This window comes from Ramlibacter sp. (genome assembly GCF_029866045.1).
Lineage (GTDB): Bacteria > Pseudomonadota > Gammaproteobacteria > Burkholderiales > Burkholderiaceae_C > Ramlibacter.
Genome location: NZ_JARXAB010000086.1, coordinates 1 through 16,551, shown reverse-complemented (window position 1 = coordinate 16,551; position 16,551 = coordinate 1). Strand labels below are relative to the sequence as shown.

The window sequence follows — 16,551 nt, the reverse complement described above, 5'->3', positions numbered from 1 at the left end:
GACGCTGAATCGCTCGAGGCAGACCTTGAGTTGAAATCTTGTGCCGGTGATTCAGTCGCGGTCTCTGATCTGGCTAATCACCCAGCACGCCGCTGCAATCATCAAAATGGCGCCGCTTTCATACAAAAGTATGGAGGGGTCGCCGTCCTTGCCTTGAAGGATGATCAGCCGGCTCAATGCCGTCATGGCAATGATCAACGGAATCGTGATCGGGATTCGGTGGCTGCTATAAAACGCGCCCAGCATGCCCAAGACCTCTGCGTAAATGAACATCAGCAGAAGGTCCTTCAGTGCAACGCTGCGCTGATCGATCAGCATCACAACCTCTTGCGCCATGGCGCCGACGGTAAAGAGGGCGATGATGACCAAAAAGCATTTTTCGGTGACATCTATCATTTTTTTGATAGTCACTGGACTCTCCTGTAGGGGGTATGGCTACCTCCGTAGCATAGAGTCAATTTGACTTATGTGGCCCGGTGCTGCGCCCTACCCTTGGCAAACGGTGGGATTTATATGGGGCAACGTGAAGAGCCGGCGCCTAGCACTCTGGGAATTGACCAGGTGCAGCGCAATGCCGTTGGGCACCAAGTGCATCACTTCGCCGTGACGGAGCTTTTTGCGGGCTTGCTCAACTTCACAGTAGGCGACATGCCTGCCGTGGCCGCCATATCAACCAAGGTGTCCAGTGAAAAGAGGTTGACCTTACCGCGTACCAGGTCGGAGATGCGGGGCTGTGTAACGCCAAACAGGGCAGCGGCTTCAGCCTGGGTGATACCCCGGTCTTCGATCACCTGGGTGAGCGCCATCATCAAAGCAGATCGCGCCTTCATGCTGGCGACCGCTTGGGGGGTGTCTTCGAGAGCGTCCCAGACGCTCGCGTAACTCGTGGTTTTGGCGTTCATTCTTTCAGCTCCTTGAGCAGTTCTTCAAAGTGCTGTGTGTAGTTCTTCGCGGATAACCCGAAGCAAGCTCCCTGTTGAAACTGCCAGTCGGTCGGCCGCGCGACCCTCTGCAGCTGGGCCTGCGGGGCGCCTACAAGCTCTTCTACCCTCCCAACCTCCCTCTCAACACCGCCCCCGCCCTCTCCGTAGTCACCAGCACCGCTTGCAAGCGCGCCCGCGTCAAGCCGACGAACAGGCGGCGCCGGTCGCGGTCGCTCAGCGCCTCAAAATCCACCTCGGTGATCACCACCGCGTCAGCGGCCTGGCCCTTGAAGCGGTTGACGGTGTCGACCAGCAAGGGCCCGTCGGACCACTGCGCATGGCCTTCGCTGTCAAACCCGGCGTGGCGGCGCACCTGCTGGCCTGCCAGGCGAGCGGGCCCGTTGGCACTGGCCAGCGCACTCTTTTGTTGCCCGTGGAAACTCAGCACCGCAATGCTCTCGGCCGAATATCCCTCGGCCAGCAACGCGGTCAAGGCCGCTTCCGTTGCCTGCAACGGCGATTCGCCCTCTGCGTAGACATGCCACTTCGGGTCAAAGCCCAGGACCGCGCTGCCTGCCTCGACGGGCTCGTCTGTGAGACCAAGCCAGTTGATGAACTCGACCAGCAGCTGGGGCGAGCGGTAGTTGACCGGACTGCTGAGGCTCACCCATCCTGGCAGGTCGACAGGCGCACGGTCGTAGAGCGCCTGCTCGGGGTCTTCCAGCAAGAGCAGGTGGGCGTCGCTGCGCGCCATGGAAAGCAGGCTGTGCACCCAGGCGGGCTCGAAGTCCTGGCCTTCGTCGATGATGAGGGTGTCAAAGGTATCGGCCAGTCTCGGGCTTAGCTCGATGAAGCGATCGGCCAGTTTTGCGAAGACGTCGCGGTCCTTGAAGTCAATGTCGGGCTCGCCCACGGTCTGATGGACCAGACGCGCCAGTTCATGAAAAGTGACGACGTCTTGCGCCTGCGGCGCCAGTGGCTTCATGGCGTCTGCCAAGGGGCGGTTGAAGCAAACGTAGAGCGCGCGCTTGCCCGCCGCATGCGCCTGTTGCAGTGCCTGCAGTGCGAGTTGCGTTTTGCCCGAGCCGGCGGTGCCCCGCACCCGCAGCCGCCAGGGCTGCATGGCTAGGCGCGACACCCAAGTTGACAAGCCGCCCGACAAGCGCGTGGTGACTTCACGCGCCGAGCGACCCAGCAAACCGATATGAGGCGCCGCACCGACGCGCTGCGAAAGAAACTCCTCGATACGCGGCAAGTCTTCCAGCCGGTCGTCTGACCATTGGCCTGCATGGCCTTCGAGCAAGGACTCGATAGTTTCAATGAGTCGGGCATCGCCGTCAGCGTCGACCACACGCGTCGGGTCGACAGAGGAGGGCGGTGCGCCTGCCAGCCGCGCGGTGGGCAGGTAAAGCAAGTGGTCAATTTGCAGCGCGCGGCCTGGGTACCGCTTGGAGAACTGGCCTCGCAAGCCATTGAGGTTGCGATTGACCTGGGTGGTGATGCTCTTGTCTTGCCCCTGCTTCGTCGCTGCGCTGGCCGATCGGTCTCCGTTGTAGCGCGCCCATAGATCGTCCGGGGTTGCGATGATTTGGCCGTCTTTTTGCTCAATGGCCAGCAGATGGCCATAGGGGTTGGCAACGATGAAGTCGATCTCGCCATAGGCCGACCCGCCGCGCTGTGCGCGCGCCCAGTGCACGCCGTGGTAGACGGTGTAGCGGTCACTCAAGCCATCGCGCAAACGCGCCAGAGTCCGCGCTTCGCCGGCGTGCATGCCGTCCGGGCCGGCGACGGTGTCGAAGTCGGAGGGGATGAGGCGGGCCATGGGCTGTGAGGGTTGAAAAATTGATCCCAAGCAGTTTGCCAGAGGGGGGGAATGATTTGGCCGCGTTCACCCAGTCTTCGATTGGGGGCTTCAAGCCAATCACAGCTCAAACACGGCGATTTCCGGGCGAGCGCCAAGTCGTATTGGCAGTATCGATGTGCCCAAGCCTCTGGACACATACAAGCGGCATCCGGGTACGTCATAGAACCCGGCCGTGTAGCGCCCGCTACCAGCGGGACGCCAGGGCGCCCATGACCCAAGCGCGACTTGCCCGCCGTGGGTATGTCCGGATAGGCATAACGCATAGCGCTGGCTTCTCATGCGGTCCCGCACCGCCGGCTGGTCAAAGAATCCCGGCGAGTGCTGCACGAGGATTTGTGGCACGCCAGATTCGGCTGGCTTCAGCAGGGCCAGGTCAGGCGCGCCCGCAGTGAAGTCGTCGAGGCCCACGAACTGCCAGGCACGTCCCTCTTGCGTCAATGTCACGCGCTCGTTCATCAGGAAATGTGCGCCCTGACGCGCCTCGACATGGCGCTTGAGCGCCTGAAAGTCCACGCCGGACCAATGCTCCCAGTTGCCGGGGGTCACGTAGGTGGGCGTGGGGGCAAGCGCTTGGAGCAAAGCGTTGAGCGCAGGCAATTGCCTGGAGTGCTCGATGGAGTCACCAGAAATCACGATGACATCTGGCGAGAGTGCCTGGACCATTGCCACCCACCGCTTCTCGTCGGGCCCAAATCGGTCGAGGTGCAAGTCAGTCAGTTGTACGAGGCGCAGCCCCTTGTCAGCTGATTGCGCCCGCAGTCGGTGGTGCGTCACCTCGATGTGATGCGGACCAAGCAAAAAAACATAGCCACACAGCCCCAAGGCGAGCGTGAGGCAAGCTGCCAGGGTGGCCCAGCGCCGACGAGGATATGCGGCTGCGGGTAGCATTCAAGCCGGGCGCAGTTGTTCGACTCGGAAAGGGTCTTGCACGCTGCGGATTTCTGCGGCGTGCATGGTAACGAGGCGCTGCTCAATCGCCTGACGGGCCTCCCCGGACAGGCGGACTGAGACGTTTGACTCGTCGCTGAGCCAAAGCAGGTAGCAGGCCCAAGCGGTGGTCATGCTGCCCACTCTTTGAACGGCGTCCTGGATCGCGGCGATCAGATCGAACTCCAGGTCGAGCGCCATCACGTTGCGCAGCGCCTGGCGCAGGTTCAGGCCCCGTGCAATGGACGCATTGAAAGTGGTGATGATCTGCTCCCGCCGATCGCCGCTGCCGGTCTGCTGGTAGCTCGCCGATTGGCGGCGTAAGTAGGCCGGAATCTCTATGTTGTCCATGCCGCCAGCGGCCAGGGAGTCGACTTTGGAGGCTGCGGCGCTGCGGCCTCTCCACACCGAGGGGACGTGACTGTCGCTGAGGCTCCGCGAGCTGAGGACGGCTTCGCCGCTTGGATCGAAGGCGGCCAATTGCAGGTGGGGCAGGGTGGCAGACCGTATGAGGGTGCTCCGACCCGAGCCCACTCGGCTGGTGCCATGCGAGCCGGCCGCCATCATTGGGCGTACCTGGTGCAGGGATGGCATGCCGTTGGTCTTGTCTTCCTCCGCTCGCTCAAAGACAAGCAGCAGGTTGGTGTCTTCGGTCACCAGTTGGTAGCGCTCAGCCAGGGCCATGGCCTCGGCTTTGTCTTTGGTCTCCCCGCGCTGCCGGGCGGCGACGAGGCGCGCAACCAGGTCGTCGCTGCGGAGGGTGAGCGTTGTCGCCTGGGGCGGCACGCCGTCTAGCTGCAGTGCGGGGGCCTGGCGCAAGGACCGTGGGCTGCGGATGAAGGTGTGGACGGTTTCCTCCGCCGCAATACGCAGTGGCGGAGCGCTGACCCAGAGCGGGTCTTCCTCGATATGCAGCTTGATTTGCACGCTCCGCGAATTGCGAATGCGCCCGAGCAGCCTGCGAATCGCGGCGGCCATGTCTTCGCCGGGCGTGACAAATTCGCAAGCGCCGCCAGTGGCCTCGGCCATTTCGCGCAGCAGGCTCTCGGCTGGCGCGCTTCCTACTCCCAGTGCAAATACGCGGTCGCCGCTTTGATACGCGGCATCGATGACGCGCTGGGCGCCCCAGACATCACCGTCGGTCACGATCAGGACGTCCGCGCCGTTCTCCTTGGCCTGGCGGGGCAGGGGCAGGGCAAAGGTGTCCTCGAGTGCGGCTTCCATCTCGGTGCCGCCTAAGTCGGCTTGGGTATCCCGGATAGCGTCGCGGAGCGCCACGATGTGTTTCGCTTCGCAATAGCGTCCGCGCAGGGTGCGCTGGACACTGCTGCCAAAGCGGCTGAATGCGACGAGGTCGGTCGCGCAAAGGTTGTGGGTCAACTCCCCAAGCGCCTCACGCGCCAGCTCCATGCTTTGGCCGGCCATGGAGCCCGAGCAGTCCACCAGGATCTTGAGGCACACGGGTGTGGCGGGCGCTTCCAGAAGGGGCGTCGGGAAGCGAGGGCAGTCGCTGAGGATCACCGCGGTGTGCCCTTCGCCGCTGAAGGCGTCTGGCCCGGCGATGGCGAAGGACTGCCCCGCGAGGCCCTCGAGCAGCAGCACGAAGTCTCGGTCTAGCCAGGCGTGACGCTGGAGGTCGATGGTGAGTAAGTCTTGATCGCCGTCTGTCTGCGGCTGCTGGCGTACGGAGTGCGTCGGGCTGTTCACATGGGCCTTCGCCCAAGCGCCGGTGAGCGTGAGCGACAGGTCGAAGGGGTACTCGGCGAGCAGGTCGGGCGCGGCGGTCTGGTCTGGCGCCAGCCCGCCTTCAGTGACTGCGTTGCCATAGCGCGGAGCGATGGTGGTGGGGACGACCAGACGGACGCGGCCCTGCTCGAAGGAAAGGAGTTGGGCGTAGCTCAACTCGATAACGGCCTCTTCGCCTGGTCGCAGGCTGCCCAGCGAGGCGCTGAAGACGCCGCCCTGCGCCTGTTCGACCATGATGGGTGCGTCGCCTTTCTCCACCGCGTCTTCGTATTGCTTGCGTGCCTCCTGCCGGGCCACGACCTGGCCGGCCATGCGCTTGCCGCCCAAGGTGGCGGCCAAGCCCAGGAGCACGGCGCCCCATGCGAGGGGGAAGGTGTAGGTCACCTCGATGTTGGCGCGGGTGTCGTTGCGGAAGGTTTGCCGCAGGGACATGGACAAGAGCATGCCCTCCAGCCGGCCTTCGGCGCGGACGGACTGAAGGACGACGGGCTTACCGGACGCGGTGACGAGGGATGCGGGCTCATGCTTCATCGGAGGTGTCTTTCTTGATCTGATGCCAGGCCGCGATGACGGCTTTGGCCAAGGCCCGGACCTGCTCCGGGCTCGCCTGCCCTTGCTCGGGCGCCACCTGCAGCTCGATACCGGGTGCCACCCAGATGTGGCTTCTTACGTCGACCGCACCGGGCTGGCGTGGACGGGGCGGCACGACAGGTGGCTCTCCTGCGAGCACATCGCGCACGCGCTCGAGCGAGACGCCGGCCTCGGTGAGTTGCTTGATGCGAAGCAGGCTATCGAGGTGGGAGCTCGTGTAATGAGCCCCGCGGGTTTCGCCTACGGGCCGCTGTAGCAGGCCCATCTGGATGTAGTAGCGCACCGTGCGCTTGGGGCACGAGGTGAGGGTGCAGAGCTCGTCGAGGGAGAAGGTTTTGGCGGTCACGGCTCAAATATATCACTTTGACTGTCACAAACAAGTGTCTCAAAAGAAGGGAGGCAGGTGCCTCGGTTCTGGCTCGGTTTCTTGGGTCTGTGACAACCGCGCGGGGAAGGACACAGGCCAAACTTGGATCGCGTGCGGAGGCTCACCTGGTGAGCGGGCCACCTTCCAGACTCGACAATGACCACGCTGGAAACCGTTGGCAGTACGACCAACATATTTCCCCTCCAGCCACTCCAGGCCGCCCCCACAGACCGGAAAGACATGCAAGAAATCATCTGCCCCCATTGCAGCAAGGCATTCAAAATTGACGAGGCCGGCTACGCGGACATCCTCAAACAAGTGCGCGACAGCGAATTCGACAAGCAACTGCACGAGCGGCTGGCGTTGGCGGAAACGGAAAAGCGCACCGCCGTCGAACTGGCCAAGGCCCAACTCACCAACGAGTTGCAGGGATCGGCGGCGGCCAAGGATTCAGAAATTCAAGGGCTGAAGGCCAAGCTCGATGCGGTTGAAGTCGCGAGGAAGCTCGCAGTCACCGAGGCCGTCCGCGCGATCGAGAGGGAGCGCGATGCGCTCCAAGGTGAACTCGAACGGAAGGCGCTGGAAAAGCAGCTAGCGGAGACGGCGCTCAAGGACAAGTACGACACGCAAATAAAGGACCGGGACGACGCCATCGAGCGCCTCCGCGACCTGAAGGCGCGCCTTTCCACCAAGATGGTGGGCGAGACGCTGGAGCAGCACTGCGAGACCGAGTTCAACCGGATTCGCGCTACCGCTTTTCCCCGCGCTTATTTTGAGAAAGACAACGACGCGCGCACCGGCAGCAAGGGCGACTACATTTTTCGTGACCGCGACGAGGCGGGAACTGAGATCGTCTCGATCATGTTCGAGATGAAGAACGAGAGCGACAGCACGGCCACGAAGACCAAGAACGAGGACTTCCTCAAAGAGCTCGACAAGGACCGCACCGAGAAGGGCTGCGAATACGCGGTGCTCGTCTCCATGCTGGAGCCAGACAGTGACCTCTACAACACGGGGATCGTGGACATGTTCCACCGCTACCCGAAGATGTACGTGGTGCGCCCGCAGTTCTTCCTGCCGATGATCACGCTGCTGCGCAACGCAGCGATGAATTCGCTTCAGTACAAGTCTGAGTTGGCCCTGGTGAAGTCACAGCACATCGACATCACCAACTTCGAATCTGAGTTGGAGGACTTCAAGAGCGCGTTCGCGAAGAACTTCGACCTCGCCTCTAGGCGCTTCCAGACGGCGATCGATGAAATAGACAAGTCGATCGAACACCTGCAGAAGACGAAGGAAGCCCTGCTGGGCGCCGACCGCAATCTTCGCCTGGCCAATGACAAGGCCCAGGACGTGTCCATCAAAAAGCTCACGCGTCGCAACCCAACGATGGCGGCCAAGTTCGCGGAGCTGAAAAGAGACGACCCCGCAGGCGTGGAATGAGGGAGGCGCAGCGATGGCTGCCATGGATTTGAGGGAAAGATGGTTCGACGTTTCATCGACACGCATACGCGTGGTCGGTGGCTTTTGTATCCGGTGCTTGGTGGCAGTTTTTGCCCTGGGCTTTGCGTCTCAGCTGTTTGCGTCAGAGGTTCATCTCTCGATCGACGGGCCGATCACGGCAAAGACGCTTGCGGAGTTCAAGGCGGCGTTGGCCCAGATAGAGGCGGAGCGGCAAACCATCCACATGAACGCGGTGAAACTGAATTCACCCGGCGGCAGTGGCTCGATAGGAATGGAGATCGGCCGCCTGATCCGGAGCAAGCGGCTCAATACCTATCTGGCGGAAGACGCTTATTGCAACAGCGCCTGTGTCTCTATCCTGATCGGGGGCGTTCAGCGCTATTCCTTCGGGAAGGTGGGCGTCCATCGATCGACCTATTTTGGCGATGTCCAGGATGACTCGCGGGTGGCAGGGGATGTTGCATCGTCGATCAAGAAGACTCGGGAATACATCCAGTCGATGGGGGTGAGCCTCTGGCTGGAGGACGCGATTTTGACAACGGAGTCCTGGCGGATCCGCTACCTGACCGACATGGAGAAACAGCGCTGGCAGGTGCTCGGGACCGATCGGGTTGAAGAAGAAATTCTGTTCAATCAGCTGGCGCGTGAAAGGCATATTTCGCGGCAGGAATTCATCGATATCTTTGCGTCGAATTACGACGACTGCCTGGCGCAAGCCCGCGCACAGGTGAGTACAGTGTTCGATTGTGCGAAGTCGCGCAAGAAGAAGCCGCCAGGCCTGCTGCGACGAGCGAAACGCTGGTTGACCCAGGCATTGAATTCCATTGGGGCGCCATCCGCCTCTGGTCCGGTGCAGAGTGAGAGTGCCTCCCAGGTGGCCGAGCGAATCCGCCAGGGTAAGCTTTATCGGCGCTACATGGCGATCGAGCCGATCGCAGAAAAGCCGAGCCTAGAGCCTCTACGAGGGTTGCCGAAGGCAGAAGTCACCAAGATGGAGGCCGCCAGCGTCTGGTGGGTGACAGGCAATGCCATGAGCATCCTTCTGGTGAATGACTCGTCGAAGGAGTTGAGCACCGTGGTGTATTCGCTGATCGCCGCAGATTGCGGCAAGCCCGCGCCCAAGCGCTACATCTCGTTCAAGCTGCACGCTCCATTGGAAGCCAAGAGCTCGGCTGTCTATGTGGGAGAGCTCCCGTTCAATTTCAAAGCCGCGATGGGCAGTGGGCTCCAGTGTGGGGAGGTGGAGGCGGCGCTATGAGATGCTCCGCCAAAGGTTCGATCCGTGTTATCCGGTGTGTTAAAGTTTCGGCACATTTTGAGTTGGGTCGACGCCCACGCCAACCTGCCTACCCGGGCAAGGTGGACTCGCGAAAGCGGATGTGGCTCCTTGGTGAGCAAGCAAGCGGGAAGCGTCGGCCCTCTATCTAGGAGGGCTTTTTTGTTTCAGTCAGTCATTGACCCAGCGACCGTCCAGGCCTACCGGGAAACACACTACTGTGTGAGGGGGCCATCGCCCTTCGTCTTGCGGATCGGCGAGTTCAGCCCTGACTTGCTGGTAGCTCAAGAGCGCCACAAGTCCGAATGCAGCGCATTCATCACGGCCTGCAACCCCTATAGCCAAGTCCTCGACGGACCTGGCAATTCCCTTCGCCAGGCAGAGCTCGTCCAGGAGCTGGCATTCCGTGGCATCGCCTTCTTGGAGGGGATCGGCCAGCACCCGAGCAACGCCTGGGCCAGCGAGGAGAGCTTCCTGGTTTTTGGAATCAGCTTGGAAGCCGCAAAAGCACTTGGTCGGCGATTTGAGCAAAACGCCATCGTCTGGAGCGCCGCGGATGCAGTGCCTCAGCTCATTTTGCTGAGATGAATCATTGGCTGGGTCTGGCCAGCGCAAGCAAACAGACTGGGGGGATTTGATCCAGCTTACCGCCCCCGGCATCGACGCCAAAGCGGCTAAACAGGAGTCATAGATGTCTGCACAAACGTCGCCGACCGGCACGTCCGTCGCCCTCCCTGGGGCCTGCCTTCTCGCCCAGACCGGGGTGTACGAGGAGTACTTGTCCATTCGCCCGATCCCTGCGCTGCCGGGGAGCCACGATCTTCTCGTGCGCTCGCGCCTGGACTCCGCTCGAGACCCCGACGCATTGCATACGCGCTACCGAGCGGGGATCAGCCTCGAGGCGCTATCGCGGCTGCATACGTTCTTGGGCGAGTACCTCGCCTCGCAGGGGGGCCGTGACGCAGTTACTGCTGTGGTCGCGGTGGGCGCGCGTGCTGACGGGGAGGGTCAGTCATGACCTCGAAGCTCAGCCGCCGTGGCTTTCTCGTCTCGCTCATCGCCTTGGGCGCCACTTACCTCCTGCCAGAGGATGCGACAGCTGAGCAGGTGGACCAGATCTGGGAGGAAGCTCTCAAGACGCCCTGGTATTTCGAGGTGAACGAATGGGGAACGATCACAGAGCCGGATACCGGCGTGGCTCAGAGGTGGGGCGATGTCTTTGAGGACATCTGGCCTGATGGCATGGAGACCTATAGGGACGTGATCAGCACGGTGGACGCCTGTGTGCCGCTTCAATCCCACTTCACGGCGCTGGCGTCCGACGAGGCGGACCGCCTAGCAGAAATACCACCGCGGCAATTGGGTCCGAAGGGGCGCAAGCTCTTGGCCAGCTTGGAGGAGGACGCGTTTGATGGCTGGCGCGTCTGGGTGAAGTCTGAGGGAGACGCGGGCGTCGCGCGTTTCCGGGCTGCGATTGAGGACTGGCTGCAGCAACCGGCCGACGCTGCCCAAATCGCGTGGTTTCCGGTCGGCTATGGCGCGCAGGGCCAAGCCAAGGCGTTCTTTGAGCGGATGGACTGGGATGAGCGAAATGCGCTGGGTGTCGTGATCATCGAAGGTGATCACCCAGGGAGTACTTACTACGCGGCCGAGTTGAAGGCGACTATTGCGGATGCCAATGCGACGGCCGAGGCGCTGAAGCTTCCATTCCGGTTCCGACCAGAGGGTTCTGCCTGAGCGGCACGGCGTGAGGAGATGTCCATGAGAACGATCTATTACCTCCCCGGTCGTGGCGGCCGGCTGTCCAACGGCCTGGGTGCGGGCCTGGCCGAGCGAGGTCTTCACATCGTTGGCCGCGAGACCCTGGGTGACTTCCGGCAACTGCCCTTTAGCCAGCAGGTGGCGGTTGTCGCAGCCGACTTGCGGGACCACTTCTGGCATGAGGACGCCCGGGTCGTGGCGGTTTCGTATGGCGGCTATCTGTTCTTACATGCCCAGGCTGAACTGCCACCGTTCCCTGGCAAGGTGCTGCTGCTCTCGCCGATCGTGGGGGAATTCAACAACGGTGCCAATGGCTTGGGATTCATTCCGCCGTATGCGGAGAAGCTGCGTGACCTGGCTGCTGCAGGCGTGTTTCCAGCGCCGCAGCGTTGCCAGATCCATGTGGGCTCAGAGGATTGGCAAAGTCACCCGGATGGCGTGACTGCCCTGGGCAAAGCCACGGGGATCGAGGTGACGGTTGTGCCTGGGGCGGGGCACAACCTGGGCAAGGAGTACGTGGGGCCGGTGTTGGATAGTTGGCTTTAGTCAGCCCAGCGTCGCAACAAGCTCGATCTTGGGCGCGACAGCGCGTACGACCTTCTGAATTCCGTGCCCGGGATTGGTCTCGCGATTTGAAACGAGTAGCCCTAGCCCTTCCAGCATGCCTACATCCTTGGTGATGGCCGAGCGATTCCGGTGGAGCCGGGTTGTGAGTTGGCTGATCGTCTTGGGCTCCCGCATCACCTCCAACATCAGCTGTCGGCGTGTTTCGGAAAGGACGGCAAACATGCGCTGCGGATCTTCAAAAGAGAGGGTCACCTGGCCAGTGAAGGCAAGCCCTTCATCTGCGCGCTGAGCGGCAGCTTTGGCTCGCGCGAAAAACCCAGTGACATCATCAGTCCGAACAACAACTTTGGACATGGCATTCACCTCTTCATCTGGGTCACGACTTCTTGCCACTCTCGCTGGAAGCGTTCGACCGTAGTTTCGTAACTCACAAATTCACAGGGCTCAACCGTCCCCATATAGTGGCGATGGTGATAGCCATGTGCGTTGTCATAGCCCAGTACTCGCCCATTGTCCTTGCGGCACAGATCGTGATTGATGTACGCAATGTTGTAGCGTGTCACGATGGTCCTGTTTTTCTCTCGATATCCCCATACCTCATACCGCAGGACTCCGCCTCCAGATCTCTGCTTGAGCTCGTAGCGTTCTTGCTCCAGCAAGGACTCTTTGGGCGGTTTTGGCATTTCAGCGGCGCCTCAGGTGTGATTTATCGTAGCACACCTGATCGTCTGAGAGATGTATCCCAGTGCCGATTGAGGCTCAGTTTCGAATAATTTCTGATTTTCCGAAATTGATGAAACTTGGGCAGCGAATCGATTCAATATCGGAGTTTGAGAAATAAATGACTGCCAGTTCAGCGGGCTTGGTGATCGCGGTGCCTTTCCTGCGCTACTAGGGTCATCAGCGCAGTCGGCGCCGGTGGTTCTGATCCGCTTGCCTTTTCGGACCTTGAGGCGGCTCGCGTCATGAGCCCTCCCCTTCCGATAGTGATCGTTTTCAATAAGAAGGCGATCATGACAACAGTTGATGTGCCAGCCTGGCCGACCCGTGAGCAGTGGTTGCTGGCGGCGGTGGAAAAAGTCACTCCGCTCTTTTCTGGCCTGGGCTACCGCGTGCCCCCGTGCCGGGTGTCTTGCGGCTTTGCCAGTACGGGCCTGCGCAGTGGGCATATTGGTCAGTGTTGGTCCCGCTCCAGTGGGGCCGACACGGTGAACCAAATCTTCATCTCGCCTACGCTGGCGGACCCGATCGAGGTGTTGGACACCCTGGTGCACGAACTGGTGCATGCGGTAGACGACTGCCAGCACAAGCACGGCAAAGAGTTCAAGAAGATTGCGCTCAAGCTGGGGCTGCAGGGGCCTATGCGCTCGGCCGGCGCCGGGCCGGCCCTCAAGGAAAAGCTTCAGGCCCTGGCGGGCCAGTTGGGTCCCTATCCCCACGGAAAGCTCCAGGCGGCCAGTCGCAAGGTGAGCCGCTCACCACGACCCCGGGCGAAGTGTCCGGAGTGCAGCTACCAGGTGCCCATGCTCAAGAGGTTCCTGGCTTTCGGCCCTCCGCTGTGTCCGCAGCACCGGGTGGAGATGACGCCGCTGGGGGACTGGGAGGAATGACGATCCGTCGCGCAGCTCCCGGCGTTGACGGCAAAGGCGGCGCGCTCGAAAACCTCCTCCCCTGAAGGGTAGGCTCATTTTCTGAGCCCGAGGTGTGTAGTGGGTTCGCGTGCGATTCACTTTTCAGTTCGCCTACCAAGGTCGAATTGGCTCATGAAAAGAGCCTTTGCCGCCCGAGTTCCGACGGGGAGGCATGGGCAAATTGACAGGGTTTTGGGCTCAATAAATGAGCGGCTGGGGTCTCAGTATCGGGCCTGTGACTGAGAGAGGGCTAGCCGATGTCAGACACGAAATCTGCATCGATCAGCGCGCCTACCCGCACCGGGTGAGTCCAAAACGCTTCACGCAAAACACGCATCGACATGGGACGGACGGAAAGGCTTTTGAAGCTGGCCAACTTGCTGCGTGGCCGCAGGAAGCTGCGCTTTGACCAGCTGCTCGAGCGTCTGGATATCTCACGCGCGACGCTCAAGCGCGACTTGAAGTACTTGCGCGAACAATTGGGCACGCCGATTGAGTACGACCCCTTCGAGCGCAGTTATCAAGTGGGTGGCTCGCGCAAACACGCCCCCCAGGAGCTGCCTGGCCTCTGGGTCAGCGAGTCGGACCTGCGGTCGCTTCTTTTGGCCCAGCGCCTGCTCGGCGAGGTCGATCCTTCGGGTGGTTTAGCACCCGACATGGGGGCTTTCATTCGCCGCGTGGAGTCGATGCTGGCGAATGGTGAGGAAAGCCGCGAGTGGGCCGGCAGGATCTTGTTTTCTACGCCTGGCCGGCGTGCAGTGCCGGCCCTGGCCCTGAATACAGTGACGACTGCGCTCATGCAGCGGAGGCGCGTGCGCCTAGGCTACTTCACACGATCGCGCCAAGCCGAGACCCTGCGGGATGTGTCGCCCCAGCGCCTTGTGTACCACCGCACCTGGTACCTCGACGCGTGGTGTCATCGGGCAAAGGGGCTGCGCCGGTTTGCACTCGACGCTGTTGGAGCAGTGGCCCAGCTTGAAGAGGCCGCTCTGGATGTTCCGCTCGCTGAACTAGAGCGCCTGCTGGATGGCGGCTACGGTGCGTTCGCAGGTGAGCCCCATCATTGGGCGGTACTCATGTTCTCTCCAGAGGCAGCCCAGTGGGTGGGCCATGAGCTTTGGCATCCGATGCAGCGGGTGCGGCGCCTCGAGGACGGTCGCCTCGAATTGATGCTGCCCTATGACAAGCCGACCGAGTTGGTGATGGACATCTTGCGCTATGGGGCGCAGGTGGAAGTGATTGGCAATCCTGCCTTGCGCGCAGCAGTTATTTCGGCGACCGAGGCTGCACTGCACGTCTATAAGCGAGACGGCTGATCTTGGCGGCCTGCTCGTTGGCCCTGCGACCGCTCTCCCTGCAACCGCTGTCAGTTCGATCACTATCCCTCTCCCTGGAGCTGCCCCCCGCCCCTGCCGAACGTGGGAGATAGGGCTTGCGCTATCGTCCAGCGCATGAAGTCCCGGGCGAGTTTGGTTCTCTTGATCGCACTGCTGGTGTTGGTGCCCCTCAGCCACCTCGAGCTTGAGCCCTCCGATGGCAGTTGGCTGCTTCGCGTGGATGGTGTGCCAGTTGACGTCCCCGGGCTGGTAGCTGATGGGTATTCGACACTCACTCGCAGTTGCAGCCGGGTTCAAGCAATGGCCCCTGCAGACCCAGGCTTTGAAACTGCGCTCGAGGCGATACGCCGTGAAAGTCCGCCGCACTCCCTGTCTGCGCAGTTGGTCGATCTGCGACGGCAGGGCGACTGGTTGCTAGCGCAGGTTCGGTTCACCGAGCTGCAAAGTGCGGTGGTGCTGTTGCAGGTCTCTGAAGCCGGCTACGCAATTGCTGCAGGTGGCGTGTGGAGTGGGTCGACACACCCGCATCGGCCCGGCCCTGTGGTCCGGCGCTATTTGCGCAGCCGAGTGCCGCAAGCGCCGGTTGATCTGATTGATTGCTTTGATGACCGGGTGACGGTGCCTGGCCGCTAGCCCGAACCTTGGGGTGCATCGGTCCGCAAAGCCCGGGCAGGGTTCGCCAACTGGGGCCAGCGAGGTCGAGCGACTCGTACTTACCCTAAACCAGCGTCATAGGTTTAGCGCTAACATTTTCACAAACTCTGACCCCCTGACCTATGTCCTTCACCTCAAATTTTCGTGGGGCTCGCCGCTTGTTTCTGGCGGGCATCTTCCTGCTGTTGGCGGGGGCTGGGTCTTTTGCCCAGGCGCAGGGGGCTTACCCCAGCCGGCCGATTCAACTCATTGTTCCCTACCCACCCGGCGGAAGCGTCGACGCACTGGCCCGTGTGGTCGGGCAGAAGCTGGCGGAGTCGGTGGGTCAGCCCGTCGTGATTGAAAATCGTCCGGGCGGCAACACCATCATTGGCACTGCGGCTGTGGCGAAGGCCGCGCCCGACGGCCACACACTTTTGCTGACCGCCAGTACGCACGTGATCAACGTGGCGCTCGGGATGAAGCAGCCCTACGACAGCCTCAAGGATTTCGCGCCGGTATCCACCGTCATCAAGAGCGACTTCATCCTCGTCGTCAACCCTGCGCTGGGTGTTGATAACGTGCAGCAGCTGGTTGCCTTGGCCAAGGCGCGACCGGGCCAGCTGAATTACGGCACCTCCAGCGTGGGGAACTCCAACCACCTCGCTGCCGAGTTGTTCAGCCAGACCACCGGCGCGCAGCTGCACCACGTACCCTACAAGGGCGCGGTTCAGGCGCTCACCGATTTGATGGGCGGGCGCCTGCAAATCTTCTTCTCAGTGCCAGCCAACGTGCTGCCCCACATTGCCAGCGGCAAGCTCAAGGCCCTGGCGACCACCGCGAAGGACCCGCTGCCAGGGCTGGCACCGATCCCCAGCTTTGCCCAGTCCGGGGTGCCCAACTTCAATGTGGAATCGTGGCAGGGTATCTTGGCGCCCGCCGGTACACCCAAGCCGATCGTCGACCTGCTGGCTGCCCATCTCGCTCGCATCGTTGCGCAGCCCGACGTCAAAGAAAAGTTGCTGGCGCAAGGCCAGCAGCCGTTCAGCGTGAGCGGTGAGAAGTTCGCGGAGTTGATGCGGTCTGACCTGACCATGTATAGCCGGGTGATCAAGGCGGCCAATATCAAGCTTGAAGAGTAGCTTGAGGAGTCGCTCTAGGAGCGGTATGGGGAACATCGCCAGCGCGGGCATGACTGGCCGTGTTCTGCAGGCCCAAACAATTTCGCCAGGCCATCCCGATGGCAAGCGGACGGCCCACCCAATTCGGGTTCGTGACCTTCTGATGGGTAGGAGTTGAGAGATGGGCCATTTGGTGACCAGCGAGGCAGCGCGCCGAGGCGAATGGCGCGATGTGCCCACCGGGCAACTGCGCACGACGTATTTCCTCGATTCGCCGGCGGGGACAGACCTGCCGCAATGCTTCCGTGTGGAAAACACACCGCATCGGCTGCTCAATACCCAT

At 61.7% G+C, this 16,551-nt stretch carries 17 protein-coding genes, 1 pseudogene and 1 riboswitch; of the genes and pseudogenes, 10 read left to right on the top strand and 8 right to left on the bottom strand.

What is annotated here, in order from left to right:
* Positions 1-51: 51 nt before the first annotated feature.
* From QE494_RS09905 to QE494_RS09880, 6 genes and pseudogenes are all read right to left on the bottom strand, one after another.
* On the bottom strand, positions 52-411 hold the full coding sequence (locus QE494_RS09905; RefSeq protein WP_300042864.1) for a phosphate-starvation-inducible protein PsiE: 360 nt from the start codon (positions 409-411) through the stop codon (positions 52-54).
* 182 nt (positions 412-593) lie between these two features.
* Entirely contained in the window at positions 594-902 is a 309-nt protein-coding gene (locus tag QE494_RS09900; protein WP_300042862.1) for a helix-turn-helix domain-containing protein, read from the bottom strand.
* A gap of 142 nt (positions 903-1,044) precedes the next feature.
* The gene (locus QE494_RS09895) at positions 1,045-2,745 is read right to left on the bottom strand and encodes a nuclease-related domain-containing DEAD/DEAH box helicase (RefSeq protein ID WP_300042861.1); all 1,701 of its coding nucleotides are present in this window, start codon (positions 2,743-2,745) and stop codon (positions 1,045-1,047) included.
* A gap of 99 nt (positions 2,746-2,844) precedes the next feature.
* The gene (locus QE494_RS09890; RefSeq protein ID WP_300042859.1) at positions 2,845-3,675 is read right to left on the bottom strand and encodes a metallophosphoesterase; all 831 of its coding nucleotides are present in this window, start codon (positions 3,673-3,675) and stop codon (positions 2,845-2,847) included.
* 1,047 nt (positions 3,676-4,722) lie between these two features.
* Positions 4,723-5,991, bottom strand: a pseudogene (locus QE494_RS09885) (VIT domain-containing protein); the annotation flags it as partial.
* Positions 5,981-6,397: a helix-turn-helix domain-containing protein gene (locus QE494_RS09880; RefSeq protein ID WP_300042858.1), complete on the bottom strand. Its 417-nt coding sequence runs from the start codon at positions 6,395-6,397 to the stop codon at positions 5,981-5,983. The gene QE494_RS09880 and the pseudogene QE494_RS09885, both read right to left, overlap by 11 nt.
* Positions 6,398-6,658: 261 nt before the next feature.
* Here QE494_RS09880 and QE494_RS09875 point away from each other — a divergent pair, with 261 nt between their 5' ends.
* The 6 genes from QE494_RS09875 to QE494_RS09850 all read left to right on the top strand — a co-directional run bounded on the left by QE494_RS09875 (position 6,659) and on the right by QE494_RS09850 (position 11,465).
* A complete protein-coding gene (locus QE494_RS09875; RefSeq protein ID WP_300042857.1) occupies positions 6,659-7,861 on the top strand; it encodes a DUF2130 domain-containing protein in 1,203 nt (400 codons plus the stop codon).
* A gap of 13 nt (positions 7,862-7,874) precedes the next feature.
* The gene (locus tag QE494_RS09870; protein WP_300042855.1) at positions 7,875-9,140 is read left to right on the top strand and encodes a hypothetical protein; all 1,266 of its coding nucleotides are present in this window, start codon (positions 7,875-7,877) and stop codon (positions 9,138-9,140) included.
* A 47-nt stretch (positions 9,141-9,187) separates the two neighbouring features.
* Positions 9,188-9,294: riboswitch (SAM-I-IV-variant riboswitch) on the top strand.
* A 110-nt stretch (positions 9,295-9,404) separates the two neighbouring features.
* Positions 9,405-9,746: a DUF3293 domain-containing protein gene (locus QE494_RS09865; protein WP_336619435.1), complete on the top strand. Its 342-nt coding sequence runs from the start codon at positions 9,405-9,407 to the stop codon at positions 9,744-9,746.
* Between the two features lie 103 nt (positions 9,747-9,849).
* Complete coding sequence (locus QE494_RS09860) at positions 9,850-10,176, top strand: hypothetical protein (protein WP_300042853.1); 327 nt, start codon at positions 9,850-9,852, stop codon at positions 10,174-10,176.
* Positions 10,173-10,895, top strand: a complete 723-nt coding sequence (locus QE494_RS09855) for a hypothetical protein (protein ID WP_300042851.1) — start codon at positions 10,173-10,175, stop codon at positions 10,893-10,895. The genes QE494_RS09860 and QE494_RS09855 overlap by 4 nt, the downstream gene beginning before the upstream one ends.
* Positions 10,896-10,919: 24 nt before the next feature.
* On the top strand, positions 10,920-11,465 hold the full coding sequence (locus tag QE494_RS09850) for a hypothetical protein (protein WP_300042850.1): 546 nt from the start codon (positions 10,920-10,922) through the stop codon (positions 11,463-11,465).
* Here QE494_RS09850 and QE494_RS09845 read toward each other — a convergent pair whose 3' ends face one another.
* Together QE494_RS09845 and QE494_RS09840 are read right to left on the bottom strand one after the other, a co-directional pair.
* Positions 11,466-11,840, bottom strand: coding sequence for a MarR family transcriptional regulator (locus QE494_RS09845; RefSeq protein WP_300042849.1), 375 nt, complete (start codon positions 11,838-11,840; stop codon positions 11,466-11,468). It lies immediately after the preceding gene.
* Between the two features lie 5 nt (positions 11,841-11,845).
* Positions 11,846-12,169 (bottom strand): DUF6516 family protein, encoded by a 324-nt coding sequence (locus tag QE494_RS09840; RefSeq protein ID WP_300042848.1) that lies wholly within the window; start codon positions 12,167-12,169, stop codon positions 11,846-11,848.
* Positions 12,170-12,499: 330 nt separating this feature from the next.
* On the opposite strand from QE494_RS09840, the gene QE494_RS09835 reads away from it, so the two are divergent.
* From QE494_RS09835 to QE494_RS09820, 4 genes are all read left to right on the top strand, one after another.
* Entirely contained in the window at positions 12,500-13,096 is a 597-nt protein-coding gene (locus QE494_RS09835; protein ID WP_300042847.1) for a SprT-like domain-containing protein, read from the top strand.
* Between the two features lie 383 nt (positions 13,097-13,479).
* Positions 13,480-14,433 (top strand): YafY family protein, encoded by a 954-nt coding sequence (locus tag QE494_RS09830; protein WP_300042845.1) that lies wholly within the window; start codon positions 13,480-13,482, stop codon positions 14,431-14,433.
* 135 nt (positions 14,434-14,568) lie between these two features.
* On the top strand, positions 14,569-15,087 hold the full coding sequence (locus QE494_RS09825) for a hypothetical protein (protein ID WP_300042844.1): 519 nt from the start codon (positions 14,569-14,571) through the stop codon (positions 15,085-15,087).
* A gap of 143 nt (positions 15,088-15,230) precedes the next feature.
* Positions 15,231-16,229 (top strand): tripartite tricarboxylate transporter substrate binding protein, encoded by a 999-nt coding sequence (locus QE494_RS09820; protein ID WP_300042843.1) that lies wholly within the window; start codon positions 15,231-15,233, stop codon positions 16,227-16,229.
* Positions 16,230-16,551: the final 322 nt, after the last annotated feature.

Coding starts and splice junctions, on each gene's coding strand:
- QE494_RS09855 (WP_300042851.1), top strand. CDS start 10,173: ATGACCTCGAAGCTCAGCCGCCGTGGCTTTCTCGTCTCGCTCATCGCC.
- QE494_RS09870 (WP_300042855.1), top strand. CDS start 7,875: ATGGCTGCCATGGATTTGAGGGAAAGATGGTTCGACGTTTCATCGACA.
- QE494_RS09845 (WP_300042849.1), bottom strand. CDS start 11,840: ATGTCCAAAGTTGTTGTTCGGACTGATGATGTCACTGGGTTTTTCGCG.
- QE494_RS09825 (WP_300042844.1), top strand. CDS start 14,569: ATGAAGTCCCGGGCGAGTTTGGTTCTCTTGATCGCACTGCTGGTGTTG.
- QE494_RS09860 (WP_300042853.1), top strand. CDS start 9,850: ATGTCTGCACAAACGTCGCCGACCGGCACGTCCGTCGCCCTCCCTGGG.
- QE494_RS09895 (WP_300042861.1), bottom strand. CDS start 2,745: ATGGCCCGCCTCATCCCCTCCGACTTCGACACCGTCGCCGGCCCGGAC.
- QE494_RS09820 (WP_300042843.1), top strand. CDS start 15,231: ATGTCCTTCACCTCAAATTTTCGTGGGGCTCGCCGCTTGTTTCTGGCG.
- QE494_RS09890 (WP_300042859.1), bottom strand. CDS start 3,675: ATGCTACCCGCAGCCGCATATCCTCGTCGGCGCTGGGCCACCCTGGCA.
- QE494_RS09875 (WP_300042857.1), top strand. CDS start 6,659: ATGCAAGAAATCATCTGCCCCCATTGCAGCAAGGCATTCAAAATTGAC.
- QE494_RS09900 (WP_300042862.1), bottom strand. CDS start 902: ATGAACGCCAAAACCACGAGTTACGCGAGCGTCTGGGACGCTCTCGAA.
- QE494_RS09835 (WP_300042847.1), top strand. CDS start 12,500: ATGACAACAGTTGATGTGCCAGCCTGGCCGACCCGTGAGCAGTGGTTG.
- QE494_RS09840 (WP_300042848.1), bottom strand. CDS start 12,169: ATGCCAAAACCGCCCAAAGAGTCCTTGCTGGAGCAAGAACGCTACGAG.
- QE494_RS09850 (WP_300042850.1), top strand. CDS start 10,920: ATGAGAACGATCTATTACCTCCCCGGTCGTGGCGGCCGGCTGTCCAAC.